Raw genomic sequence first — 25,542 nt, 5'->3', positions numbered from 1 at the left:
ATCAGGCTTGCTGCGACGCCACAAGGCGCGCATCGCCATAAAGCCTGGACCAGCTCAACATTTCCTTAAACGCCGGCAACAGGCCGTAGGCCGCGTCCGTCAGCTCGTACTCGACTCTCAAGGGTTTCTCCGCGAAGACGGCTCGCGACACCAGGCCATCCTGCTCGAGCTCGCGCAGCTGCGTGGTCAGCATGTGCTGGGTGATGCCGCCGATTGATCGCCGCAACGCGCCGAAACGGACGGCGCCGTTCATCAGCGCAAACAGGATCTCCAATTTCCACTTGCCGCCAAGCGCATGGATGGCGCGCTTGAAGTCGGCGAGCAGGGCAGGGTCGGGGCTGCAATCGCAGTCGCTGTCGCAAACACTGGTCAGGTTTTCCATACCGGTCTCGAAATCCATTCTACTTGTTCCCCGGGGAGATAGTGACCAGATGCGGCCTTGAGCAGGGTGGCGGAACCAATTCGCCCAGCCTGCGCAGTGAGGGGAGTTCGGCAATGAGCATTGTTCTGGTCACCGGCGGATCCGGCTTCGTCGGCATCCATGTCGTCCTGCAACTTCTGGCCGCCGGCCATCAGGTGCGGACCACGGTGCGCCGTCCGGACCGGCAGGCCGACGTGCTGGCGATGTTGCGCGAGGGTGGAGCTGCGTCGCCGGAAAGCCTGTCCTTTTTCACCGCCGATCTCACCGCGGACGACGGCTGGCGCGAGGCCGTCGCCGGCTGCGATTACGTGCTCCATGTCGCCTCGCCATTGTCGACCAGTGTTCCCAAGGACGAGAACGAGATGATCATCCCGGCCCGCGACGGCACGCTGCGGGTGCTGCGCGCCGCGCGCGAGTCCGGCGTCAAACGGGTTGTAATTACCTCGTCGTTGGGCGCGATCGGTTATGGCCATCCGCCGCGCGAAAAACCGTTCGACGAGACCGACTGGACCAATCTCGGCGGCGCCGACGTGCAGCCCTACATCAAATCCAAGACGCTGGCCGAGCGGGCGGCCTGGGATTTCATCGCGCGCGAGGGCGGCGGGCTTGAATTATCGGTCGTCAATCCCACCGGCATTTTCGGCCCGGTGCTGGGGCCCGACTTCTCCGGCTCGATCGAGATCGTCAAATCGCTGCTCGACGGCGCCATGCCGGCGGTGCCGCGGGTCTATTTCGGCGTGGTCGACGTGCGCGACGTGGCCGATTTGCACCTGCGTGCGATGACGGCGCCCGAAGCGAAAGGCGAGCGCTTCATCGCGGTCTCCGGTGAGACGATGTCGATCCTCGATATCGCCAGGGTGCTGCGGCGGGAACTCGGACCCAGGGCGCGCCGGGTTCCACGGCTCCAGGCCCCGGACTGGCTGGTGCGGCTGGCCGCGAACCGGATTCCGCTGCTGCGCGCGGTCGTACCGATGCTTGGAAGGGTTCGGCATTCCACCAGCGCCAAGGCGAGGTCGCTGCTCGGCTGGCAGGCCCGTTCCAACGACGAGGCGATCCTCGCGACGGCCGAAAGCCTGATCCGGCTCGGTCTCGTCAAGGGCTGAGGTCGCCCTTAGGAGTCCTTTGGGCCGTCCTTTGGCCCGCGCTTGTCACGCCGCGGCGGGGATGCTGAAGTGCCGACCTCAATTGCGTAGCGTGGGAGCCGGCGCCGATGGACAAGATTCTCAAAGCCGCAAAGGCGATAGCGCTCGCGCGCCGTAACCGCGCGCCGCTCGCGGCCCTCGACCATCCGCCGGCCGATGAAGCCGAGGGCTATCAGGTCCAGCGCGCGCTGCACGATCTGCTGCTGCCGCATGTCGGGCCGCTGGTCGGCTACAAGATCGGCTGCACCAGCCAGGTGATGCAGGACTATATCGGCATCCCGCATCCCTGCGGCGGCAGCGTGTTCCAGAAGGGCGTGCACGAGAGCGGGGCCAAGCTCTCAGCTGCCGACTATGTCCGTGTCGGCGTCGAGTGCGAGATCGCGGTGCGATTGAAGCGCGACCTCGCCGCCGGCGAGGCGCCGTTCACGGCCGAATGGGTCGGCGAGGCCGTCGAGGCCTATCATCCCGCGATCGAGATCGTCGACGACCGCTATGTGAAGTGGGAAACGATGGGTGCGCCGACGTTGATCGCCGACGATTTCTTCGCCGCCGGCTGCGTGCTGGGTGAGGCGGTGCCGCGCTCGTCGGTGCCGGATCTGAAGGCGGTCAAGGGCCGCGCCATCGTCAATGGCGAAGAGGTCAGCCACGGAACCGGCGCCGACGTGCTCGGCCATCCCCACAACGCACTCGCCTGGCTCGCCAACCACCTCGCCGCCGAGGGCAAGGGGCTGCATGCGGGGCAACTCGTGCTGACGGGCAGCCTGGTGAAGACGCTGTGGCTGAAGGCCGGCGACAAGGTGCGGATGGAGCTGGACGGGCTGGGCGTGGTGGAGGCGGAGTTCAAGTGAGGCTGCTAAGGCATTCCCCGCCGTCAGTCGTCCCAATTGCCTTTACAAAATACATGCGGCCCTCGCCAGGGGAGCTAGCGAGGGCCGCGTAGTACATCGTCGTTCGCGCCTAGGTTCGCGAACACGATGTGGGAGCTCGGGAGAGACTTAGAAGGGCAGCAGCACGTCCATGACTTGCTGGCCGTAGCGCGGCTGCTGCACGTCCGTGATCTGGCCGCGGCCGCCGTAGGCGATGCGGGCCTGCGCGATCTTGCTGGAATCGATGGTGTTGTCGCTCTGGATGTCTTCGGGGCGGACGATGCCGGCGACCACGAGCTCGCGGATCTCGTAGTTGACGCGGATCTCCTGCTTGCCTTCGACCACGAGGTTGCCGTTCGGCAGCACCTGGGTGACCACCGCGGCGACGTTGGTCTGCAGGGCTTCCGTGCGGTTGACCGAGCCCTTGCCGTCGGCGGAGGATGTCGAGTCCGTGGTGAGAAGGCGGCCGGGCAGGATCTTGAGCGGCTGCGTGACCGTCTGGCTGCCGATGAAATTGGTAATCCCCGAATCCTCCTTGGCGGTTCGGCTGCGCTGGGTCTCGTTGGCGATGTTGGCCTTGTCGGTGATGTTCACGGTCACGGTGAGGAGGTCGCCGACATGGGTCGCGCGCTGATCCTTGAAGAAGGCCCGGCTGCCGTTGCGCCACAGCGAGTTCGGATTGTAGGAGGCGACTTCCGGCTTCGGCATCGGCATCTGCACCGGCTTGTAGCCGGGCTGCGTCGTCGGATTGTCGATCGCCGACAATTTCGGTTGCTCGCCGATCTGCGACAGGCGGTCGATCGAGGAGCAGCCGCTCGCCAGCGCGCAAACCGCCAGCAGCAGACCAGAGATCGCGACGCGACGAAGGCGGGAAGCCGAACTGAACGTGGACATGACTTACTCTGACTTGGCTGGAGCTTGCGGGACGCGAACTTGCGGAATCTGGGCTTGGGCGATTTGAGCCTGCGATGCGGGGGCCTGGACCAGGTTTCGGACCAAAGCTGCAGTGTCGACGGGTGCGGGCGCTTCGTCCCGCTTCAGCGACGAGGTCTGCTCGACCGCAGGCGCCATCGGCGCGGACTGGCTCGCGCCCTGGATCGTCACCTGGCCGCGGCCGGTGACCATGCCGCTCAGCGTGCGCTTGGTCTGCAGGTTGAGCACGCTCACGGTGTCGCCCTCGGCGCCGCTCTCGAGCGCCTTGCCGCGCGTGGTGAGGTAGATCCCGGGGACCTGGTAGATGACGGTGACGCTCTGATCGCGCTGCACGAAGTCGGGCTTGACGATGTCGGCGACGCGGATCGGCATACCCGCCCGCATCGGCCGGCGCAGCTGCATGCCGAGCGTGCGATCGCGCGAGGCGGCCTCACCGGTGACCTCGGCCTTGGGCCGGCGCTCCAGCGCGATGTCGGAGGACTTCAGGAGATCGGCGCGGTCGATGTCGCGCGTCAGCACGGCCACTTCCACCGTCTCGATCGCGGTGCCGGTGAAACGCAGCTTGGTCGGCGTCGAATTGCTGTCGTTGTTGATCTCGAAGGCGATGTCGAAACGGCCGTTGCGGGCGTCATAGCGGGTTGCGACCGGCTGAAGCGCGCCGGTGTTGGAGGCATCGAGCCGCATGTCGGCGACGCCGCGGTCGAACGTGACGGCGATGTTGGCGGCTTCGCCAAGGCCGAAGCGGCGCTCGAGCGCCGAGGCCACCGCGGTCTCGAGGTCCTTGTTGGCGAGCGTGCGGGCGAGGCGGGTGACCTGGACTTCCTTGATGTCGCCGGTCATCACGCCGATCACCTGCTTTGCGCGTAGCACCGACAGCACATGCGCGACTGGCAGCGCGCCGGTGGTGCCGAGATCGGGCGAGCGGTAGACCGGGATCAGCGCGGCCGAGCCGGCATTGTCGATGAGATCGCCGACCCGCACCACGTCCGAGGTCACGGTGACGCTCGCGCGCAGCGTCGGCGCTGCGATGAAATCGTCGGCGGCCTGCGCCGGCAGCGCCAGCAGCAGGAAAGCGGAGATCGTGGCGAGGGTGGTGCGGATCATCGTCATCACCTCAGCGGAACAACGCCGTGGTCGATTGCATCATCTGGTCGGCGGCGCTGATGACCTTGGCGTTCATCTCGTAGGCGCGCTGCGCGGCGATCAGGTCGCTCATCTCCGAGACGACGTCGACATTGGCCTGCTCCAGGCTGCCCTGCGTGACCTTGCCGTAGCCTTCGGTGTTCGCGGTGCCGTCCTGCGGCGGGCCGGAAGAGGGCGTCTCGACGAACTGATTGTTGCCGACGGGCTGGAGGCCCGCCTTGTTGATGAAGCGGGTCACGCCGATCTGGCCCTGAACGGCCGACGTCGACGAACCCGGCAGCGTCACCGAGACCTGGCCCTGCTCGTTGACGGCGAGGCCGGAGGCGTTGTTCGGGATGGTGATGGTCGGCTGCACCGGGTTGCCCTGCGCGGTGACGACGCGGCCCTGGTTGTCCATCTGGAAGGTGCCGTCGCGGGTGTACTGGAAGGTGCCGTCGGGCATCAGGATCTTGAAGAAGCCTTCGCCCGAGATCGCGAGGTCGAGGTCGTTGCCGGTCTGCGACAGCGTGCCCTGCGTCATGCTGCGCGGCGTGCCGACGGTCTTGACGCCGCCGCCGATGTCGACGCCGACAGGCACGATGGTGCCCTGGTCCGAGGCCTGCGCGCCGACGCGGCGGACGTGCTCGTAGATCAGGTCCTGGAACGCCGCCGTCTGCTTCTTGAAACCGGTGGTGCGTAGGTTGGCGATGTTGTTGGAGATGACCTGGACGTTGAGTTCCTGGGCCGCCATTCCGGTCGCAGCGGTGTGGAGCGCTTGCATGTCAGTGATCCCCTAATCAGGCCGGAACGTCGGCGAGCTTCTCGATCGCCGATTTGTGGAGGTCGCTCTGCTGCTGGAGCAGATTGGCGATGGCGGTGTAGCTGCGCATGACCTCGACCATGCGGCTCATCTCGCCGACCGAGTTCACGTTGGACTTCTCGATGTAGCCCTGGCGCACGGTCGACTTGGTGATGGCCTGCGGGGTCGCGGAGCCGACGTCGTAGAGGTTGGCGCCGAGCTTGGTCAGTTTCGCCGGATCGTCGAACGCAGCCATGCGGATCTTGCCGCGGATCGAGTCGGTCTTGGCGGTGCCCTCGAGCACCGTGACGGTGCCGTCGGGCGCGACGTTGATGTCGTGGTCGGTGGGCTGGAAGGTGATCGGGCCGCCGGTGCCGAGCACGAGGTTGCCGTCGGAGGTGACGAGCTGGCCGGTGCTGTTGAGCGAGAACTTGCCGTCGCGGGTGTAGCGTTCGCCGCCATTGGCCTGCACCGCGAAGAACGCGTTGCCGTCGATCGCCATGTCGAGCGGGTTGTTGGTCGGCTCCATCGGCCCCTGGCCGACGTCGCGGAAGGTGCCGCGGTCCTGCACATAGGAGACCCGGCGGTCGGACGCGATGAAATTATCCTCACGCGCGTTCGAGTTGAGAAACTCCTCGAACAGCGAATGGTCGGCCTTGAAGCCGTTGGTGTTGGCATTGGCGACGTTGTTGGCGATGACATCCATCTGCCGTTCCAACGTCATCTGCCGTGACAAGCCGATCAGAAGCGCGTTCTGCATCGGAAATCTCCCCTGAGTGAGCCTGCCACCTCGCTCTCCCAAGCGCCTTGGCCGACCCGTGAACGAGACCGCCAGGTTCTCCCAAACCCTCCGGCCTCGGTCCTTTCTCAGCGAAAGCCGTGCCAACTCAAAAAGACTCGTAATTTCAATATCTTGTCGATTTCGAAGGGGCGCGGGAGGCGGCAGAAAGGTTCTGTTAGCCATGTTTGCCCGGCAGATTTTTCCTAGTGGAGGCCCAATCGAAAGAAACCGTTAACCATTATTACCGTAGCGTTTGCGTGTAAGAGGAGCGCACTGCGCTGGGGCATTTGTATCGCGTCACTGTCTGCCAGGAGGCTTCGCTCTTTCGACCCCTTATGAGATGAGCGAGCCTATCGACCATGGCAGACAATGAAGCGGAAGGCGGCGCAGCCGCCGAAGGCGCGGAAGCCGCTCCGCCGAAGAACAAGCTCAAGCTCATCATCATGGCCGTCGGCCTGCTCGCCGTCCTCGGCGGCGGTGCCGCGACCTGGTTCTTCTTCTTCCGTCATGGCGACGACGAGCATCACGCCGAGGCGGCGCCGCCGCCGAAGCCGCCGGCCTTCGTCGACGTGCCCGACATCATGGTCAACCTCGCCGGCGCGCCCGGAGAGCGCGTGCAATATCTCAAGCTCAAGATCGTGCTGGAGCTGAAGGAAGAGAAGCAGATCGAGGCGATCAAGCCGACGATGCCGCGCGTGACCGACATCTTCCAGACCTATGTGCGCGAGCTGCGCTCCTCCGACCTCAACGGATCCGCCGGCGTCTTCCGCCTCAAGGAAGAGCTGACCAAGCGCGTCAACGCGGCGGTCGCCCCGATCCAGGTCAGCGCGGTGCTGTTCAAGGAAGTCGTGATCCAGTGAGCATGACGGGCTAGGGATCATGGCAGGCACCGACCAACCAGACCAGGATGCAATTGCCGCCCAATGGGAGGCCTCGCTTGATTCCGAGGATCCGGCGGAGGCCGCGAAGGCTGCTGCCGAAAACGAACTATCCGAGACTATGGCCCTGCAATGGGCGGCCATGGTCGAGGACGGCAGCCGCGATCTCGGCGCCGGCAAGAATTCCGGCGAGCGGGTGCTGTCGCAGGAGGAGATCGACAATCTTCTCGGCTTCGCGGTTGGCGACGTCACGCTCGACGACCATTCCGGCATTCGCGCGATCATCGATTCAGCGATGGTCTCCTACGAGCGTCTGCCGATGCTCGAAATCGTCTTCGACCGCCTGGTGCGGTTGCTGACGACCTCCTTGCGCAATTTCACCTCCGACAACGTCGAAGTCTCGCTCGACCGCATCACCTCGGTGCGCTTCGGCGACTACATGAACTCGATCCCGCTGCCGGCCGTTCTCTCGGTGTTCAAGGCCGAGGAGTGGGAAAATTTCGGCATGGCGGTGGTCGATTCCAGCCTGATCTATTCGATGATCGACGTGCTGCTCGGCGGCCGGCGCGGCGCGAGCCAGCTCCGCATCGAGGGCCGGCCCTACACCACGATCGAGACCGAGCTGGTCAAGCGGCTGGTCGAGGTGGTGCTGGCCGACGCCGAGCAGGCGTTCCGGCCGCTGTCGCCGGTGACCTTCACGATCGATCGGCTCGAGACCAATCCGCGTTTCGCCGCGATCAGCCGTCCCGCCAACGCCGCGATCCTGGTGCGCCTGCGCATCGACATGGAAGATCGCGGCGGCAACATCGAGCTGCTGCTGCCTTACGCGACCATCGAGCCGATCCGGGGCGTCCTGCTCCAGATGTTCATGGGCGAAAAATTCGGCCGCGACACGATCTGGGAGGGCCATTTCGCCACCGAGATCAACCAGGCCGAGATCGCGGTCGACGCCGTGCTCTACGAGGCCGAAATCCCGCTCAAGCAGCTGATGCGGCTCAAGGTCGGCGACACCCTGCCGCTCGACATGCGCGCGGATGCCAACGTGACCGTGCGTTGCGGCGACGTCACCCTGACCGAGGGGCGGATGGGCCGGGTCGGCGACCGCGTCGCGATACGGGTGACGAAACCCCTGCGCAAGCCAAGTACGACACTTGCGATGTTCGAGAAGGTCGACGAGCAGAACAAGATGATGGAGGCCCCATGAACCACTCCCTGGGAATGGCGATCGAGACGCTGGTGGCTATCCTGCTGATGCTGACCATCGTCTACTGTGTCATGCTCAACAAGCGGCTGACGCGACTGAAGGCGGACGAGCATTCGCTGAAGGCGGTCATCGGCGAGCTGATCACCGCCACCGAGATCGCCGAGCGCGCGATCGGCGGGCTGAAGCTCGCGGTGCGCGACGTCAACGAGAACCTCGGCAGCCAGCTGGCGGCGGCGACACAGATGTCGGACCAGCTCTACAAGCAGCTCGGCGAAGCCGACAACGTGGTGCGGCGCCTGTCCAAGATCGCGATCGCGGCGCGCCCCGCGACGAGCCCGGAAACGGCCGAGGTGCCCGCGGCCAAGCCCTCATCGGCGAAAGCGGTGGCGGCTGCGGCCGAAGCCTTCTCCGAGCGCCGACGGTCCAACGGCCTCGCGGCATAAAGTCAGGGTATGAAATCCTTTCGTAACATCCGCGTCATTCCGGTCGTCCTGGTCGCCGTCGCAGGGCTCGCCACGCTCAAGGTCGTGGGCCTCGTGATCAATGGCGGCTATGTCTTCGACTACCAGCCGAGCCAGATCAAAAAATCCTGGGCGCAGGAGAATCTGAACTTTCCGACGGGGCGGGAAGACCCCGATATCACGGGATCTACCCATGGCGCGCCGAAAGAGGCGCCGAAGCCCGCCGCGCCCGAGACCAAGCCCGAGGGCACCGTGGTCAAGATGGACGAGGCCCAGCCGCAGGTCTCGGCATCCGAGCGCGCGATCCTGGAGCGCTTGCAGGCACGCCGCCAGGAGATCGAGTCCCGCCAGCGCGAGATCGACATCCGCGAGAGCCTGCTCAAGTCGGCCGAGAAGCGCATCGAAAACAAGGTCGAGGAGATGAAGGCGGTGGAATCCCGCATCTCCGCGACCCAGGCCGAGCAGAAGGCCGCCGAAGCCCAGCGCATGAAGGGCCTCGTGACCATGTATGAGGGCATGAAGCCCAAGGACGCCGCACGGGTGTTCGACCGGCTCGAGATGGGCGTGCTGATCGAGATCGCCTCGCAGATCGCGCCGCGAAAGATGTCGGACATCATGGGAGTGATGTCGCCGGAGGCCGCCGAGCGGCTGACGGTCGAGATGGCCCGCCGGGCCAATGGCGGCGGCGATCAATCGGCCGCGGCCGGTGATCTCCCCAAGATCGACGGCAAGCCGACGCAAAAGCCGAATTGAAGGCTCCGGAGGCGCGGCGCGCTGCGGCAGCCTGCGCGCAATCGCGCGGTCGTTCGGCCTGTACGCGGCTAGACGCCTTGCGCGTCTAGTGCGCGAACCGCTGTTGAACCCTGGGCCCCGTCGCGCTCAGCGGCTTGTCGACGGGAAGGAGGGTCTCGCAGTGCTGCCTGATCAGCGCAGCCTTCGTCGTGCGAGTCACGAGATGAAGGGTGCTGTGGCAGCAGGAGCACTCGTATACCTTTAGTGCATAGCCCCGCGCGATTGGAAAGACGGCTACGACCGCTCTTGCCTGGCTACATACAATGCAGTTGGCTTCTCCGCTCATTGATTGCTCCCCCAAAAAAGTTGACCAATCGCATTCGCATCGCAATGATCACATTTGATTCAGAGTCGTTGATGGACCGCAACACCTCTGAGGTTGTGCGAGCCTACTTAGCAACCAAGTACGCAGATCAAACGCGCCGGGGAGTGGGGTGATCGCCGCGAGCTTGACGTCCTCGCCGCACGAAGCACGTCGGCTCGCGTTGCAGATGCAGCTAAAGCAGGCGGCATCTTCTGAGGCTGCGATGAGTTGACGCGTGCAACTGTGAACTGGAGTACAGTGGTGCTGGAGAGTTCGTCCTAGGCTCCCGCCATCGGCAATCAGCCGCGCGGGCGGAAGCCATGAATTACTCGTCCGTAGCAGAACGCGCAATCGAAGCCGTCAATCGACTGCTCATCGCGGCGATGACGTTGGCCTGGACATCCGCGCTTGACCATCAGCATGCATTGCCGCCGCAAGAAGAGGATGGCGACACTGACGATGCTTGTCCCGAGCTGGACAGCTCCTCGGCGTCGGATGGCACGGGAAAACAGCACTGAAGATCCAGTCGCCCTGCGGACTTCACACGATCAGATCGTGCGGCACGTGGGCGTGAGCTGAGCCCGCCCCGTGAGCCGGATCAATATGCGGCGGGGACGGTTCAGGCATCGACGCCGGCCTGGATCCGTGGACGACGCCAGCATGCTCGTGATGACCGGACGGGTCCGAAGGATCGTCCCATCCTGCGCTGAGCTCTGAACGGTGGCCATGCAAAGCGCCATCCCTGGTGGCGTAGGGTTCGACTGCCGCGTGCCAGGGCAGGGGCGCAATGTCACCCGAACCGTCAGAGCCGTGTTGCTTGAAATGAAATGAGTCCCCGAGGTGGACCCAAGCACCTCGAGGAAGGCCGTCCTCGGCTATCGGGTCGCCATGATGATGCTCGCGGAAGTGATTTTCGTGGTGTGACGTCTCGATGGAATCGGGGCCGGACTCGATGCTCGGGTCGACCGTGGACGGTGTGACCGGGCCGCTGTCCTTGGCGGCCACGCGCTCCCAAGCGGGCGCGATCTCCTTGCCGTTGTCGAACGGTGTCAGCTTGTCGAATACGAACCTATTCTCCGCAACTGCCGTGGAATGAAGCTGGTTGACGGGCTGCACGTGGCTCACCGCGGCGGCCACGCTCTCGCTGCTGGACGCGTCCGATCGCGTGTTCGTATCGTCGGGCTGAACGAACTGGGTGTTGCTGACGAGGGCAATCCGGTCGCAATCGGCATCGAACCTGCACCCGCGCGCCTTCACGGCTTGCCCGGGCCCGTCTCCGTCGATCAGGGCGGCTCGCTCATGGACGGTTTCGCCTGATGAGAGGCTGGTCGCCGTCGTCGGGCTACCGGTCGCGTCGTTGTCCGCGCTCGCTTCCAGATTGGCCGGCTCGGCTGCCATCGCATGACCCGACGTTTCCAGCGCGAGCATGAAATCCGACGTCTGGACGGTGGAGAAGCCATCGAGATGGATTTCCACCAGACTGGAATTGCCGATGCTCAGGCTTTGATCCGTCGCATTGACGTACACGATGGTCTGGTTCGCCGAGCTGTCGTAGAGCCAGGCGATCGTATGTGCGGGCAGCACCGTGCTGGAGTGGTCGAGTGCCAGAACGGAGAGGGTGAGCGCGCCGAGCGCTATCACGTCGCTCCGCTCAGAGTCTGCCTTGAAACCAGAGATGATATCAGGTCGCGCTGCACTGGAATTCGACGTCGAAGCAAAGACGAAATGATCGTCTCTGGAGCCGCCGGCAAGAAGGGTCTGTTCGTGCCCGTCGTGACAGGTGTCGCAATTGTCGTTTGTGCCGATCTTGCCATGATCCGGACTTTCGCCGGAGACACCGATGCCATCCGTGTTCGCGTCAAGGGCGCTCGCGGCCACCGTCGGACCGGCGGCAAAAGCTCGCGCAGCCGCATTGTCTTCGGGGGGCGCGGCGGCGTGGGGCGGATCGGCGGCATCGAGCGCTGCCGCGTGGCCGAAATGGTCGCGATCGTCGGCGCCGTGGATTGTGATGGCTATGGTCTGTTCCGTCCCATCGATGGTCGTGACCGTGAAGGTGTCGGTCAAAGTCTCGCAGGAAGGAAGCGCCTGCACGGCACAGTTGGTGGTGTCGAGCGTGTAGGTCCACACACCGGCGGCGGTCATCGTGAAACTGCCGTAGCCGCCCGCGCTCCGTGTCGCACAAGTGACCGGCGTGAATGTGTTCGGCGCGTTGTCGACGTCGGTGTCAGTCAGTCTGCCGCTCGCCGTCGGCTTGCCGTGTTCCCTGCAATCGGGCTCGGTCACCGAGCCCGTGATGCAGCCGTGGATGATGGCCGGATCGTTCGTGCCCTGGATGGTGATCGTCACCACCTGCGCGGTGCCGTCGATGGTAGTCACGGTGAAAGTGTCGGTCAGGGTGTCGTAGGCGTTCAGCGCCTGCACGACGCAATTGGTATTATCGAGCGTGTAGGTCCAGACGCCGTCAGCGGTCATCCGGAAGCAGCCGTAACCGTGGTCGCTCGCCCTCGGCGAGGTCACCGGCGTGAAGCTGTCGGGAGTATTGTCGACGTCCGCATCTGCAAGCTTGCCGGTCACGATTGGAGTTCCGGGCTTCCAACATGCGGCTTCCGTCACGGTGCCGGTCGTCGTCCCGGAAATGACGGCAGCATCGTTGGAGCCGTTGATCGTGATGGTAATCAACTGCGGGGTCCCGCCGATGCTGGTCACCGTGAAGGTGTCGGTCAGCGTCTGGCCGACGTTCAAAGCCTGTACTGCGCTGTTGGATTGATCGAGCGTGTAGCTCCAGACGCCATCGGCGGTCATCGTGAAACTGCCGTAGCCGCCCGCGCTCCGTGTCGCACAAGTGACCGGCGTGAATGTGTTCGGCGCGTTGTCGACGTCGGTGTCAGTCAGTCTGCCGCTCGCCGTCGGCTTGCCGTGTTCCCTGCAATCGGGCTCGGTCACCGAGCCCGTGATGCAGCCGTGGATGATGGCCGGATCGTTCGTGCCCTGGATGGTGATCGTCACCACCTGCGCGGTGCCGTCGATGGTAGTCACGGTGAAAGTGTCGGTCAGGGTGTCGTAGGCGTTCAGCGCCTGCACGACGCAATTGGTATTATCGAGCGTGTAGGTCCAGACGCCGTCAGCGGTCATCCGGAAGCAGCCGTAACCGTGGTCGCTCGCCCTCGGCGAGGTCACCGGCGTGAAGCTGTCGGGAGTATTGTCGACGTCCGCATCTGCAAGCTTGCCGGTCACGATTGGAGTTCCGGGCTTCCAACATGCGGCTTCCGTCACGGTGCCGGTCGTCGTCCCGGAAATGACGGCAGCATCGTTGGAGCCGTTGATCGTGATGGTAATCAACTGCGGGGTCCCGCCGATGCTGGTCACCGTGAAGGTGTCGGTCAGCGTCTGGCCGACGTTCAAAGCCTGTACTGCGCTGTTGGATTGATCGAGCGTGTAGCTCCAGACGCCATCGGCGGTCATCGTGAAACTGCCGTAGCCGTGTGCACTGTGCGTCGGCGATTTGACGGCCGTGAAAGTGTTGGCGGGATCGTCGACGTCGACATCCGAAAGCTTGCCGGTCGTGAGACCGGTCGTGAGAGGGGGGGCGAATGCGGCATTGGCGACGCCGCCGAATTCGACTGACGAGCCGGTCGTCGTGCCGGAGATGATCGCCGCGTCGTCGGCCCCGTTGATGTTGATCGTGAAGGTCTGTTGAGCCGAAAGCGACCCGTCGGACACGGTGATCACAAAGCTATCGGTGGTCGGCGTCTTCAGCGCATTGATCGCGCCACTGTCGGGAACGAAGGCATAGGCGCCAGTCGTGCTGTTCAGATAAAGCGTGCCAAAAGAGCTGGTCTTCGATACGTCGTAAATCGCTCCCTGCAGCGCGGTAGCGCCCGTAGCGCCTCCGCTGATGCCGAAAGTCAGCGCGGCGCTGGAGCTGCTGGCGCTGAACGTTCCCGTTGTTGCGGTGAAGACGTCGAACGCGACCGTGTCGAGTTCAAGCGGGCCCGCCTGCACATTCAAGATCGGCGCCGTCCGCACGGGCGTGATGATGTCTGGCACCGTGACGATGATCGGCTGCAACGGTGGCAGCGCGTTCGGCCCCGCGGGCGCGATGAAATTGATCGGCTCCAGCGGCAGAGATTCGACGAACGGAGGGGTGCCGGACCCGTTCTTGCCAAATCCCTTCGAGAAATTTTCGAGCGCCTCCTGCTGGGCCACCCGCAGCTCCTCCATGCGCGTGGGGCTGTTGTCGAGCTGATTCACGGCAAGCCCTGAGCCGACCTTGCTCAGCACGACGGTTTGTCCGGGGTCCTCGACGATGATGTTCCGCGGGATTGGTTCCTTGGTCGTGAGCTCGAACGTGCCGTGTGCAAAGTCCTTGTATGTAATCGTATCGTCGTCCAGGAACGTTGCGTTCGGGTCTGCGGCCCTGACCTCTTTGATCATCGAGAAGAGCAATGCCGTGAGCGACAGCATCCCGAAACGGCCGGCAGAGGCTCGCTCATGAGATTGAATAGCGGGTACATCAGAAGGACTGCTCTTCGCCGTCTTCACGCGGCGATGCAGGCCCGCAGCGGCTTCGCGCTCGTCCCCGTGCTCTCCAGTGGACGTGACGGCCATTTTTCAACCTCGATTGCCCGAGCGGTCGGCCTCAGGCGTCGCCCTATGCCGCTGCATCTTGGCCGGCTTGCCGCGTCACGCGATCGGGAACAATTTTGTGCCGGCAACCTCAGCCATGCCCGCTAAAAGTCGTCGTTTCCGAGAATTCCGCCCAGGCTGATCACGGCAGAATTGCTGTCGTTTCGCCCGAAGGCACCGCTTTCAGCGCCAAAAGCTGTTTGAAATTGCCTGGCGCGGATAGTGACTCTTTTGGACACGGCGATCAGCCATTCGGATTACCCCGGAATAACCATTTTGGCTGTCGTGGCTTGCTGCGGCTGGTCTGCCATTATCCCCGATGGCTTTCGCCGGCGCTGTCGGAGCCGTTCGGATGCTCGAGGATCATTTCTTCGAAAAGGAGGAAGCCATGGGCACTCGTGCAACGATTGTTCTCGTGGCAGGTCTCGTCCTTGCGCTGGCCGCTTCGTCACCCCGCCCGGTTCAGGCGCAGGATGATTCTCCGCGGCGCGCCGTGCTGGACTCGTCGTCAAAGCCAATCGGGAAAGTTGTGGCAGCCGATGGCTCGGTCATCATCGAGCATGCGGGCGCCGCCATTGTCCAGGCAAACGTCGGGGGCGAATCCATCCAGACGAAGATCGGTGATCCCGTCTATTTGGGCGATGTGGTTCGAACCGGTGCCGACAGTCGGGTCGGCATCAACTTCGTCGATGGAACTTCGTTCAACTTGTCGAGCAACGCCCGCATGACATTGGACGAATACGTCTACGAGCCGGGTGGAAAGTCCAATTCGACAGCCTTCAACCTGACCAAGGGAACGTTCGTTTTTGTTGCCGGCCAGGTTGCGAAGACCGGAGACATGAAGATCGAAACGCCGGTCGCGACGATGGGCATTCGAGGCACCACACCTCACGTCGAAATCTCGGACGACGGAACCACCAGGTTTTCCACTCTGATCGAAGAGGGCAAGGACAAATATACGAAGAAGCCCGGTGCTGCGGGGACACGCCAACCCGAGCAAAGGGCCGAGAAAAGGCTCAATCTGAACATCTGCCGCGGCTGCTAGAGAATTGGTCCGACCCGGTGCAATCGCCAGATCTCAGAAGATCGGGAGCCTGACATGAAACCAGGATCCTCCGTTGCCGAAGGCGGACTGGCGCTTGTCGTCCTGATGTTGGTCGGCTTGCCGGTCGTGGCCCAAAGCTCCAGGGTGAAGGACAGCTATCTCAGCAATATCGAACTGTGCAACGGGACGGGTACCACCTCGCTCGATGCCCGGATCGGTGCCTGCACGACTTTCATACAGGCGCGTCCAGACTCGACGGCGGCTCTGGCAATCGCGTACAACAATCGCGGCAACGCCTACACTGCAAAGGGCGACTACGACAGCGCCATCAGCGATTTCGATCAGTCGATCGCACTCAATCCGACATACGCAAAGGCCTTCAACAACCGCGGCGTGGCTCACTTGAGGAGACGCGAATATGAGCTCGCGATCGAAGCCTTTGATGATGCGATCAAGCTCGATCCCGGCTATGGCGCTGCCTTCATCAACCGCGCCGGAGCCTACCTGAAGAAAAACGACCACCAGCGCGCGGCGCATGATTACGACGAGGCAATCCGTCTCCAGCCCGCCTCGCGGGCGGCATGGAGCGGACGATGTTGGACCCGGGCGGTTCTTGGTGCCTCGCGAGAAGCGCTGGAGGATTGCGACAGAGCGCTTCAATCGGGATCGACCAGCGCCGCCGTGTACGACTCGCGTGGGCTGATCCACCTGAAGATGGGTGAGTTCGGTGCGGCGATCGATGACTACAATTCTGCCCTGCGAGCCGCCCCGGAACTGGCGAGCGCGCTCTTTGGCCGCGGGCTTGCCAAGCTGAAGCAAGGCGATGCGACCGGCGGAAAATCTGACATTTCGACTGCGAAGACAATTCAGAAGAACATCGGCGACGAGTTCGCGCGTTATGGCGTCGATTACGACTGAGTTGGCCCGGTGAGGCGGAACGAATCGGAGGTGAATATGGATGCAAGGTTCGCGCTCATTCAAGCTCACGACGATAGCATTCGCCGCTATCAGCGGTTGTTGAACACACCGCTGACCGATCTCGAGCGTGAGTACATCGAGAGCCGAATCTCGGAAAAGCGATTGACCTTGCAGTCAATTCGCGAAGCGCGAGGCAAGGTGAATGCCTTGCCGGCCAATCGAGGGGGTTGATTGGCATTCCTGACGGGGCGACCGAAGGGGTGTTAACACCTCCTTAACCACTTGCTCTCCAGATTTCGAAGCACGAATGCCTGAGCCCGCAAGCAGGCGTCGCGACGCACTGTGCCGGGTGAATTCGTCATTACAGCATTAACAAGTCCTTAATTGGCAAAACCTACAGTCGACGGCACGCGCCGGCGCCAGTGCTGGCATGGACCGCCGAATTGGAAGAAACGCCGCCAATGGCGCAGAAGGCTGCCGCTGGATTTATGTCGCGAGCCCGCGCTTTGGCGCGAGGGCTGTCGCGCCATGTCCGCAAGGCACCCGTGCTGGCGGCCTGCCTGCTGATCGGCCTCGGTGCGCCCGCCCGCGCCGCCGATGTGGTCCGGGGCGAGGCGACTTTCTCGGCCGGTGGCGGCTTTGCCCGTCTGGTGATCAAGCTGGGCGAGGACGTTCCCTCCGAGGTGACGACGGCCGGCTCCATTCTCATCATTCGCTTCGACCGGGCGGTCGACGTTCCCGTCGATCGCGTTCCGGAAGGTGCGCCCGACTACGTCAATTCTGCCCGCCGCGATCCCGACGGCAGCGCCATCCGCCTGTCACTGGCGCGGCGTGTCACCGTCAACACCATGAATGCCGGCGAGCGCACCTTCATCGATCTCTTGCCGGAGGGCTGGAAGGGGCCGCCGCCAAGCCTGCCCATGGACGTGGTCAAGGAACTGGCCGAGCGTGCGCGTGTCGCGGAACGTGCCTTGCGCGCCCAGCGCGCCGCAGCCGAGACCAAGAAGCGTCCGCAGATCCGCGTGCGCGCCTCAGTGCAGCCGACTTTCGTGCGCTTCGTGTTCGAGATGCCCGACGGCGTCGGCGTGTCCTCCGTGCTCAACGAGCAGAAGCTGACGCTCGCGTTCAATGCCGGACTCAATTTCGATCTGGCGGACGCCGTCGTCGCCGCGCCTCCGAACGTCGCCTCGATCAAGCAGAAGTCCGACATCGACCAGACCAGCGTCGAGATCGCGCTGATCGGCGATTCGGACGTGCACTCCTTCCGCGACGAGAAGAATTACGTCGTCGACATCTCCTTCCAACCCGACAAGGGCAAGACCGCCGCGACGGCTGAGGCGGTGATCGCGCAGGCGAAGCCTGTGGCCCAAAGCCATGGACCGGCTCCGGAAAAGCCGGCGGCCGAGAAGCCGAAGGAGGTCCATCGCGAGATCGCGCCGCCGACGTCCGAGACGATCGCGCGCGAAGCCAAGATCGAAGCCAAGATCGAAGCGAAGCCCGAGGTGAAGCCGGAAGCTCCGGCGGCGATGCCGCCGGTCGACGCACCGAAGCCTGCGCCGGCTCCCGCGGCCGAAGCACCGCATGCTGCGGAACCGCCCAAGGACGTGTCGAAGCCCGCCGCGCCGACAACGGAAGCTGTGGTCGCGCCCGTCAAGCCCGCGGTGTCCGAAGCGCCCAAGGAGATCGTGAAGGAGGCTGCGAAAGAGCCGGTCAAGGACAGCATCAAGGCCGCACCTGCCGAGGCGCCGGCCGCGCCGCAGCCCACCGTGGCCAGCGTCGATGTCCGCCGCGACAGCGATGGCTTGCGCGTGATCTTCCCGCTTCAGGTGGCAACGCCTGCGGCGGCGTTCCGCCGCGGCGATACGGTGTGGCTGGTGTTCGATACGCCGAAGCCGATCGACGTCGAGGCGATCCGCAGCCGGGGCGGTGCGATGATCGGCGAGGTCAGCCGCATGCCGCTCGATAAGGGGCAGGCCGTCCGCATCCGTCTCACCCGGCCGCTGGTCTACTCGCTGACGAGCGAGGAGATCGGCAAGGAGACCAATTGGCTCCTGACGCTCGCCGACAAGATCCAGGCGACGCCGCTACCGCTGATGATGTCGCGCAACATCACCGACCCCGCGCTCGCCAATATCGCGATCCCGTTCGCCAATCCGGGCCTGTTGCACAAGCTGACCGATCCCGACGCCGGCGACACGCTCTATGTCGTCACCGGGCAGCGGCCGGTGCGCGGCTTCATCAAGCGGCAGGATCTCGTCGATCTCTCGCTGCTGGAATCCGCGCACGGCATCGCGATCCGGCCGAACTCCGACGAGGTCGGCGTCGAGGTCGGATCCGACAAGGTCATTCTCGGCAAGAAGGGCGGACTGACGCTGTCGCCGGTCGATATCTCCGCCGAGCGGGCGCCGACCGCGGTGCGGCCGGTCTTCAGTCCGGAAGGCTGGCGCAAGGGCCAGTCGGAGGATTTCTGGACGCGCCAGGGTAGCCTGATCACGGCGATCTCGGCCGTCGAGCCGGCGCAGCGCTCGCTGCCGCGGCTCGATCTCGCCCAGTTCTACATGTCGCGCGCCATGTACCACGAAGCCAAGTCGGTGACCGACCTGATGCTGGCCGATCCCCTCAACAAGGAGGAGAGCGGCGCGCTGATCATGCATGCGATCGCGAACATCTTGATCGGCCGGCCAGCGCAGGGCTTGAAGGACCTCGCTAATCCCGTGATCGGTAACAGCCACGATTCCCAGCTGTGGAAGGCGCTCGCCTATGCGCGCCAGGGCAAGTGGGCGGATGCGCGCGAGAAGTTCAAGAACGTCGAATTTGCCATCGCCTCGCTGCCGATCGACATCCAGCGCATCGTGACGATGGAGGCAATGCGCGCCTCGCTCGAGGTGAAGGATTATGCCGGCGCCTCCAAGCGCCGCAGCGAGATCGAGGTGGTCGGCATATCGCCCGAGGCGGCGCCTGGCTTCGCTGTGCTGCGCGGCCGGCTCGCCGAGGCGCTCGGCCACGACAAGGACGCGCTCGACGACTACAAATTCGCGGTCGCCTCGAACGATCGTCAGGCGGCGGCCGAGGCCAAGCAGCTCGAAGTGGCGCTGCGGCAGAAGCGCGACGAGATCAGCAAGGAAGACGCGCTGCGCGAGCTCGAGACGCTGTCGATGACCTGGCGGGGCGACTCGATCGAGGTCAAGACGCTCCAGATGCTGTCCCAGATCTATGCCGAGAACGGGCGCTACCGGGACGCGCTCAGGGCGGCGCGCACCGCGACAAGGCTCCAGCCGAACGCCGAGGCCTCGCGTCAGGCGCAGGACCTCGCCTCCGACCTATTCACGCAGATCTTCCTGGGCCCCAAGGGCGACGAGCTGCCGCCGGTCGAAGCGCTCGGGATGTTCTACGAGTTCCGCGAGCTGACGCCGATCGGCCGCCGCGGCGACGAGCTGATCCGCCGTCTCGCCGACCGTCTCGCCTCGATCGACCTGCTCGACCAGGCCGCCGAGCTGTTGCAGTATCAGGTCGACCATCGCCTCGAAGGCGCAGCCCGCGCCCAGGTCGCCGCGCGCCTGTCCATGATCTACCTCGCCAACCGCAAGCCCGACATGGCGATCTCGGCGCTGCGCGCGAGCCGCATCAGCGATCTCTCCGGCGAGCTGCGGCAGCAGCGGCTGCTGCTGGAGGCGCGCGCACAGAGCGACGTCGGCCGCCACGATCTCGCGCTCGACATCGTCTCCAACGTTTCCGGGCGCGAGGTGCTCCGCCTGCGCTCCGACATCTTCTGGGCGGCGCGGCGCTGGCGCGAATCCGCCGAGCAGATCGAGCTCTATTACGGCGAGCGCTTCCGCGACTTCAAGCCGCTCAACGCGGTGGAGAAGAGCGACATCATCCGTGCCGCCGTCGGCTATGCGCTCGCCGACGATTCGATCGGCCTGTCGCGCTTCCGCGAGAAATATGCGCCGCTGATGAGCGAGAGTGCGGACCGGGTCGCCTTCGACATCGCGAGCAAGCCGGCAGCGTCCTCCAGCGCCGAATTCGCCGAGATCGCCAAGCTTGCTGCCAGCGTCGACACGCTCGACGGCTTCCTGCGCGAGATGAAGCAGCGCTTCCCCGACGCAACCGCCCGCGCGCCGGCCTCGCCGCAAGCCAAGGACGAGGCCGACCACACCGGCTCGCTGCCCACGATCCCCGTCGTGCGGCAGATCAAGATGACGCGGTAGGAACCCTGCTACCACGAGGCCTCTCGACAGGTGCCCGTTGAAGCGGCAACCTGCGCGTCTTCACGCCGGGAGAGCGTCGATATGAGCAAGCCTGCCAAGACCGAAGCCGAACTCATCGCCATGGCGCGGGCCGAATTGAAGGTCCATGCCGATGGTCCGGATGACCTCGTCATCTCGATCGTCCGCGACGGCGACAGCTGGGAATTCCGCGCCGATGCCGACCAGGCCGCGACGGATAAGCCGGGCTTCCCCGAAAGCGTCGCCATGCTGGTGCAGATCGGCGATCACCTCAGCAAGCAGTATGACGTGGAGGGGTAGGGCGCTGTCGACGCCGTCTCACTGTACGCCACGTTCTCGGTGTCATCGCCCGACTTGATCGGGCGATCCAGTATTCCAGAGACCGCAGTGATGAAATCGAAAGGCCGCGGCGTACTGGATGCCCCGGACAAGCCGAGGCATGACGGCGGATGGAGCCGCAGTTATCCGCCCCCGTAACTCTGCACCAGGCTTCCCGCCACCAGCGACCAGCCATCGACCAGCACGAAGAAGATCAGCTTGAACGGCAGCGAGATCGTTGCGGGCGGCAGCATCATCATGCCCATCGACATCAGCACGGAGGCGACGACGAGGTCGATGATCAGGAACGGGAGAAACAGCAGGAAGCCGATCTCGAAGGCGCGCTTCAGCTCGGAGATCATGAAGGCGGGAACGAGGATGCGCAGTGCGAGGTCGTCCGGCGTGGCCGGCGGTGGTTCGCCCGAGAGATCCAGGAACAGCTTGAGGTCCTTCTCGCGCACGTTCTTCTGCATGAAGCCGCGCAAGGGGACGGAAGCGCGCTGGAGTGCGTCCTCGACGCCAAGCTGGTTGGCGACGAGCGGGCGGATGCCCTCGTCGTAGGACTTCTGCAGGACAGGTCCCATCACGAAGAAGGTGAGGAACATCGCGAGCGCGATGATTACCGAGTTCGGCGGCGCGGTCGCCGTACCCATCGCGGTGCGCAGCAGCGACAAGACGACCACGATGCGCGTGAATGACGTCATCATGATCAGGATCGACGGCGCGATCGACAGCACCGTGAGCAGCGCGATGAGCTGGATCGCGCGCTCGGTAACGCCGCCCCCCTGACCGCCGAGATTGATGCTGATGTCCTGCGCATGCGCAGGCATCGCGAGCGAAGCCGCGGCGATCAGGACAGAAAGAAAAACAACTCTACGCGGGAGGGCCGGCAGCCTCACGAAGACGGCTTCGGACGGCCGAGCAGCGAGGCCATCTCGTCTTCGAGATTTTCAAAGCTGGTCTTCTCCGCGGCCGGCTTTGCGGGCGGAGCCGGGGGGGCCGGCGGCTCGCTGCGTGCGGCGCGGGGCGGGGGTGGCGCGGGCGGCTCCGGCGCAACCGGAGGCGCGACCGTCTCGCCGGCGGGGCGGCGCAGCGCGGCTTCGAGACGCTGAGCCATCTCGGCGAGATTCTGCTCGGCGTTCGAGGGCGCGGCAGGAGCGGGGGCCGGCGGCGGAACGGGCGGAGCCTGCGGCGCGGGCGGAGGAGGCGGCGGCGCGGCCGCGCGCTCGGCGCGCACCGGCGGCACTTTCACCGGCTCGCTCTGCCGCGGAGGACGGGGCATCAGCGGAGGCTCGCTGCGGGCGATGCGCGGCGGAACCGGCTCGGGGCGTGCCTCGCGCTCGGGGCGCGGCGGCAGAATCGGCTCGGGCGGAAAGCCGGCCAGTGGCGGTTCGTTGCGGCGCTCGGCCAGTGCGGGAGCGGGCCGGCGGACCTCGTCGGCGAAGGAGGGACGCGGCCGCGGCGGCGGCGGCTCGGGCATTTGCGGTTCGGGATGATCGAGCAGTTCGGGCCGCGGAGCTTCGTCGGTCCAGCTGCTGGTATCGGGCATCGGGGCAAGGCGCGGCGGCTCGGCGGCATTGGAACGTTGCGGAAGCTGGTCGCGGCCGGGCGCGGCGCGCACGATATTGGGCTCGACGACGATGTCGGTGGGACCGCCAATCATCAGGAGATGCTCGACATTGTCGCGCCGGACCAGCACCAGGCGGCGCCGGCCATCGACCGCGGCGGCATCGATCACGGCAAGCCGGGGCATCCGGCCGCGCTGGGTGTTGGCACCGAGCCGGCTGCTGGCGAATCGGCGAACCAACCATGCGGCGACGCCGATCAACGCCAGAACGACGATGAACGCCACGATGAAGGTGATTGGGCTGCCTTGCATACTTGTCCCCGACAAATGGCGCTTTTCTCGTGCCCATGGTCAGACGCGCCGACCATCGGCGTGGGATGCCCCAAACTGCGATTTCTTAACGTCCCACGGCAAGTTTTGCCGTCCCCAGCTCTTAATAACCTATGAATCGCCCGATCCAAAACGACTTCTTGGCCTGTGCAAGGCCCGCCAAACGGTTGGGTTAATGCCACTTTTGGATGCGTAGAATCACGGGGGCGCAAAGTGGTGTTCCGTCAAGGGACATGCATCGACGCCATCTTTAACCACCTGTTAACCATACACGCGGCAAATTCTGCCTAGCTTCGGGCCTTTGGTCCGAGAGGCGGAAGGAGCCGCAACGATGTCCATCAACGACCTCCCGGAGCTGTCGGCGCTTCGCACCAAGATGCAGTGGCACCAGGAACGCCAGCGCGTCCTATCCGAGAACGTCTCCAATTCCGACACGCCCAAATTCCGGCCGCGCGACCTGGTCGAGCCGAAGCTCGACAAGGCGGGGGCGGTCACCGGCTCGATGGGCCCCCTGGCGCTCACCCGCACCAGCGGCTCCCACATGACGCCGTCAGGTGCTGCCTCGGCGTTCGACCAGAACAGGAATGCAGGTTTCGAGACCCGTCCCGCGGGCAACGCCGTCAATCTCGAGGAAGAGATGATGAAGGCCGCCAGCAACCAGATGGACTATGCGGCGGTGACCTCGCTGTATTCCAAGAGTCTGCGTCTGCTCAAGACCGCGATCGGCAAGGGCTAGAGCATGATCCGGAAAAGTGTGCGGCGGTTTTCCCTCGCGACAAACGCGGAGCGTTTGCGCGGAGATCATGCTCAAGAGCTAAGGGAAGCGCATCATGGCGAATGACAGCAGCGACTTTGCCCGCTCGATGGCGATCGCGACCTCCGGCCTGCGCGCGCAGGCCGGGCGCATGCGGGTGATCTCCGAAAACATCGCGAACGCGGATTCGACCTCGCAGACATCAGGCGGCGATCCCTACCGGCGCAAGGTGCCGACCTTCTCCTCCGCGCTCGACCGCACGCTCGACGCGCAGGTCGTCACCCTCGGCAGGATCAAGCCGGACCAGTCGAACTTTCGCACCAAATACGAGCCGAACAATCCGGCGGCTGATGCGACCGGCAACGTCAAATATCCCAACGTGAACTCGGTGGTCGAGATGACCGACATGCGCGACGCGCAGCGGTCCTACGAGGCCAATCTCAACATCATCAGTGCGACGCGCCGGATGATCCAGCGCACGCTCGACATCCTCAAGAGCTGAACAGGACATTTGAGCCATGGCATCACCGACAATCGCAGCCAATGCTTATGCCAACCTCGCCCGCGTGCTGGAGAACAGCGGCGCCGGCAAGGGCAGCGAAGCGAGCGGGCAGTCTTTCGCGTCGCTGCTGAAAGACGCTGTCGGCAGCGTCATGGAGTCCGGCCGCAAGTCCGACGCGCAGACGGTGGCGATGGCCGCCGGCAAGGCCAACGTGATGGACGTAGTAACGGCGGTCGCCGACACCGACGTCGCGGTGTCGACGCTGGTCTCGGTCCGCGACCGCGTGATCGCGGCATATGAAGACATCATGAAGATGCCGATCTGATTTTTGGCGCTCGCGCTCGCCCCAATCGTCATTGCGAGCGAAGCGAAGCAATCCAGAATCTTTTTTGCTGGCGACAGTCTGGATTGCTTCGCTGCGCGCTCGCAAAGACGGGGATAAGCCTTTGCTTCGCTCGGAACAGGGGTGAGGAGGCGAGAAATGAACAAGGAATTCTGCACATGACCGGACCTGAAACCCTCGACGTCGCGCGTGATGCGATCTGGACCATCGTGATCGTGTCGTCGCCGCTGATGGTGGTCGGCCTCGTTGTCGGCGTCGTCGTGTCGCTGTTCCAGGCGCTGACGCAGATCCAGGAACAGACGCTGATCTACGTGCCGAAGATCCTGGCCATCTTCGCCACGATGCTGCTGGCGCTGCCGTTCATGGCTGACGCACTCCATTCCCACATGATGCGGATCTCGTCGCGAATCATCGGCGGCTGAGGCACAATGCGCCCGACATGCGCATCGACGTCTCGCTGCTGCCGGCGCTCGCCGCTTCCTTCATGCTCGCCTTCGCCCGGGTCGGTGCGATGGTGATGCTGTTGCCGGGGCTGGGCGAGACCAACATTCCGACGCGGATCAAGCTGGCGATCGCGCTGCTGCTCACGCTGATCATCCTGCCGCTGCATCGCAACGCCTACCACGTCGACATGGGCTCGATCGCGCCGCTGCTGGTCATGATGCTGCATGAGATCGTGATCGGCATCGTGCTGGGGGCGACCGCGCGCGTGACGTTGTCGGCGCTTCAGGTCGCGGGCGCCGTGATTGCGCAGCAGATGGGGCTCGGGTTCGTCACTTCGGTCGATCCGACGCAGGGACAGCAGGGCGTGCTGGTCGGCAATTTCCTGACCATGCTCGGGGTGACGCTGCTGTTTGCCACCGACAGCCATCACCTGGTGATCGCCGCGCTGAACGACAGCTACACGATCTTCGCGCCGGGAGAGACCGTATCGAGCGGCGACGTCGCTTCGCTGGCGACGCGCGCCTTTGCCGCCGCGTTCAGCCTGGGCTTGCAACTTTCCGGACCGTTTCTGGTGTTCGGCCTCGTCTTCAACATCGGGCTCGGCGTGCTGGCGCGGCTGATGCCGCAGATGCAGGTCTATTTCGTCGGCGTGCCGCTGTCGATCTTCGCGGGCTTCCTGGTGCTCGCCGTGGTGCTCACCGCGATGATGGGCACGTATCTCGACTATTTCATCGGTGTGATGCACCAGATGATGCCGCTCAGATAG

The 25,542-nt window shown here is 64.5% G+C and carries 25 protein-coding genes; 17 read left to right on the top strand and 8 right to left on the bottom strand.

Annotated elements, in window-relative coordinates:
* Position 1: 1 nt before the first annotated feature.
* Positions 2-400, bottom strand: coding sequence for a winged helix-turn-helix transcriptional regulator (locus AC5ZFO_RS29570; protein ID WP_496122901.1), 399 nt, complete (start codon positions 398-400; stop codon positions 2-4).
* 95 nt (positions 401-495) lie between these two features.
* Here AC5ZFO_RS29570 and AC5ZFO_RS29565 point away from each other — a divergent pair, with 95 nt between their 5' ends.
* Positions 496-1,524 (top strand): SDR family oxidoreductase, encoded by a 1,029-nt coding sequence (locus AC5ZFO_RS29565; RefSeq protein ID WP_496122900.1) that lies wholly within the window; start codon positions 496-498, stop codon positions 1,522-1,524.
* Positions 1,525-1,631: 107 nt separating this feature from the next.
* Positions 1,632-2,411 carry a 2-keto-4-pentenoate hydratase gene (locus tag AC5ZFO_RS29560; protein WP_496122899.1) on the top strand — a complete coding sequence of 260 codons (780 nt, stop codon included), beginning with the start codon at positions 1,632-1,634 and terminating at the stop codon, positions 2,409-2,411.
* Positions 2,412-2,558: 147 nt separating this feature from the next.
* Here AC5ZFO_RS29560 and flgH read toward each other — a convergent pair whose 3' ends face one another.
* The 4 genes from flgH to flgF are packed head-to-tail and all read right to left on the bottom strand — an operon-like array spanning position 2,559 to position 6,043.
* Positions 2,559-3,323: a flagellar basal body L-ring protein FlgH gene (gene flgH / locus AC5ZFO_RS29555; protein ID WP_282523732.1), complete on the bottom strand. Its 765-nt coding sequence runs from the start codon at positions 3,321-3,323 to the stop codon at positions 2,559-2,561.
* A 3-nt stretch (positions 3,324-3,326) separates the two neighbouring features.
* Entirely contained in the window at positions 3,327-4,466 is a 1,140-nt protein-coding gene (gene flgA / locus AC5ZFO_RS29550; RefSeq protein ID WP_282523733.1) for a flagellar basal body P-ring formation chaperone FlgA, read from the bottom strand.
* A gap of 10 nt (positions 4,467-4,476) precedes the next feature.
* On the bottom strand, positions 4,477-5,265 hold the full coding sequence (gene flgG, locus AC5ZFO_RS29545) for a flagellar basal-body rod protein FlgG (protein ID WP_028158324.1): 789 nt from the start codon (positions 5,263-5,265) through the stop codon (positions 4,477-4,479).
* A 16-nt stretch (positions 5,266-5,281) separates the two neighbouring features.
* A complete protein-coding gene (flgF, locus tag AC5ZFO_RS29540) occupies positions 5,282-6,043 on the bottom strand; it encodes a flagellar basal-body rod protein FlgF (protein WP_071912210.1) in 762 nt (253 codons plus the stop codon).
* Positions 6,044-6,423: 380 nt separating this feature from the next.
* On the opposite strand from flgF, the gene fliL reads away from it, so the two are divergent.
* From fliL to AC5ZFO_RS29515, 5 genes are all read left to right on the top strand, one after another.
* On the top strand, positions 6,424-6,924 hold the full coding sequence (gene fliL / locus AC5ZFO_RS29535; RefSeq protein ID WP_212095498.1) for a flagellar basal body-associated protein FliL: 501 nt from the start codon (positions 6,424-6,426) through the stop codon (positions 6,922-6,924).
* Between the two features lie 19 nt (positions 6,925-6,943).
* Positions 6,944-8,146 (top strand): flagellar motor switch protein FliM, encoded by a 1,203-nt coding sequence (fliM, locus tag AC5ZFO_RS29530; RefSeq protein WP_014494007.1) that lies wholly within the window; start codon positions 6,944-6,946, stop codon positions 8,144-8,146.
* Positions 8,143-8,589, top strand: coding sequence for a DUF6468 domain-containing protein (locus AC5ZFO_RS29525; RefSeq protein ID WP_282523734.1), 447 nt, complete (start codon positions 8,143-8,145; stop codon positions 8,587-8,589). The genes fliM and AC5ZFO_RS29525 overlap by 4 nt, the downstream gene beginning before the upstream one ends.
* Positions 8,590-8,598: 9 nt before the next feature.
* Positions 8,599-9,360, top strand: coding sequence for a MotE family protein (locus AC5ZFO_RS29520; RefSeq protein ID WP_014494009.1), 762 nt, complete (start codon positions 8,599-8,601; stop codon positions 9,358-9,360).
* 663 nt (positions 9,361-10,023) lie between these two features.
* Positions 10,024-10,221, top strand: a complete 198-nt coding sequence (locus AC5ZFO_RS29515; RefSeq protein ID WP_282523735.1) for a hypothetical protein — start codon at positions 10,024-10,026, stop codon at positions 10,219-10,221.
* A 22-nt stretch (positions 10,222-10,243) separates the two neighbouring features.
* Here AC5ZFO_RS29515 and AC5ZFO_RS29510 read toward each other — a convergent pair whose 3' ends face one another.
* Positions 10,244-14,311: a VCBS domain-containing protein gene (locus AC5ZFO_RS29510; RefSeq protein ID WP_496122898.1), complete on the bottom strand. Its 4,068-nt coding sequence runs from the start codon at positions 14,309-14,311 to the stop codon at positions 10,244-10,246.
* 370 nt (positions 14,312-14,681) lie between these two features.
* Between AC5ZFO_RS29510 and AC5ZFO_RS29505 the strand changes: the two genes are divergently transcribed.
* The 5 genes from AC5ZFO_RS29505 to AC5ZFO_RS29485 all read left to right on the top strand — a co-directional run bounded on the left by AC5ZFO_RS29505 (position 14,682) and on the right by AC5ZFO_RS29485 (position 20,818).
* A complete protein-coding gene (locus tag AC5ZFO_RS29505) occupies positions 14,682-15,374 on the top strand; it encodes a FecR family protein (RefSeq protein ID WP_282523737.1) in 693 nt (230 codons plus the stop codon).
* Between the two features lie 54 nt (positions 15,375-15,428).
* Positions 15,429-16,292, top strand: a complete 864-nt coding sequence (locus AC5ZFO_RS29500; RefSeq protein ID WP_496122897.1) for a tetratricopeptide repeat protein — start codon at positions 15,429-15,431, stop codon at positions 16,290-16,292.
* Positions 16,293-16,328: 36 nt separating this feature from the next.
* On the top strand, positions 16,329-16,523 hold the full coding sequence (locus AC5ZFO_RS29495; protein ID WP_496122896.1) for a hypothetical protein: 195 nt from the start codon (positions 16,329-16,331) through the stop codon (positions 16,521-16,523).
* A 230-nt stretch (positions 16,524-16,753) separates the two neighbouring features.
* The gene (locus tag AC5ZFO_RS29490; RefSeq protein WP_282523740.1) at positions 16,754-20,500 is read left to right on the top strand and encodes a tetratricopeptide repeat protein; all 3,747 of its coding nucleotides are present in this window, start codon (positions 16,754-16,756) and stop codon (positions 20,498-20,500) included.
* Positions 20,501-20,581: 81 nt separating this feature from the next.
* A complete protein-coding gene (locus AC5ZFO_RS29485; protein WP_282523741.1) occupies positions 20,582-20,818 on the top strand; it encodes a hypothetical protein in 237 nt (78 codons plus the stop codon).
* Positions 20,819-20,979: 161 nt separating this feature from the next.
* Here AC5ZFO_RS29485 and fliP read toward each other — a convergent pair whose 3' ends face one another.
* Both fliP and AC5ZFO_RS29475 read right to left on the bottom strand, forming a co-directional pair.
* The gene (fliP, locus tag AC5ZFO_RS29480) at positions 20,980-21,735 is read right to left on the bottom strand and encodes a flagellar type III secretion system pore protein FliP (protein WP_063982286.1); all 756 of its coding nucleotides are present in this window, start codon (positions 21,733-21,735) and stop codon (positions 20,980-20,982) included.
* The gene (locus AC5ZFO_RS29475) at positions 21,732-22,715 is read right to left on the bottom strand and encodes a flagellar biosynthetic protein FliO (RefSeq protein WP_496122895.1); all 984 of its coding nucleotides are present in this window, start codon (positions 22,713-22,715) and stop codon (positions 21,732-21,734) included. Before AC5ZFO_RS29475 ends, fliP begins: the two co-directional genes overlap by 4 nt.
* 349 nt (positions 22,716-23,064) lie before the next feature.
* On the opposite strand from AC5ZFO_RS29475, the gene flgB reads away from it, so the two are divergent.
* From flgB to fliR, 5 genes are all read left to right on the top strand, one after another.
* Positions 23,065-23,469, top strand: coding sequence for a flagellar basal body rod protein FlgB (gene flgB, locus AC5ZFO_RS29470; RefSeq protein ID WP_014494019.1), 405 nt, complete (start codon positions 23,065-23,067; stop codon positions 23,467-23,469).
* Between the two features lie 94 nt (positions 23,470-23,563).
* Positions 23,564-23,989: a flagellar basal body rod protein FlgC gene (gene flgC / locus AC5ZFO_RS29465; RefSeq protein WP_014494020.1), complete on the top strand. Its 426-nt coding sequence runs from the start codon at positions 23,564-23,566 to the stop codon at positions 23,987-23,989.
* A gap of 16 nt (positions 23,990-24,005) precedes the next feature.
* Positions 24,006-24,314: a flagellar hook-basal body complex protein FliE gene (gene fliE, locus AC5ZFO_RS29460; protein ID WP_008142413.1), complete on the top strand. Its 309-nt coding sequence runs from the start codon at positions 24,006-24,008 to the stop codon at positions 24,312-24,314.
* A 176-nt stretch (positions 24,315-24,490) separates the two neighbouring features.
* Positions 24,491-24,754, top strand: a complete 264-nt coding sequence (gene fliQ, locus AC5ZFO_RS29455; RefSeq protein ID WP_014494021.1) for a flagellar biosynthesis protein FliQ — start codon at positions 24,491-24,493, stop codon at positions 24,752-24,754.
* 17 nt (positions 24,755-24,771) lie between these two features.
* Complete coding sequence (gene fliR, locus AC5ZFO_RS29450) at positions 24,772-25,542, top strand: flagellar biosynthetic protein FliR (RefSeq protein ID WP_212095509.1); 771 nt, start codon at positions 24,772-24,774, stop codon at positions 25,540-25,542.

It is taken from the genome of Bradyrhizobium sp. Unk1 (assembly GCF_059512345.1).
This window is presented reverse-complemented; position numbering and strand designations above follow the sequence as displayed.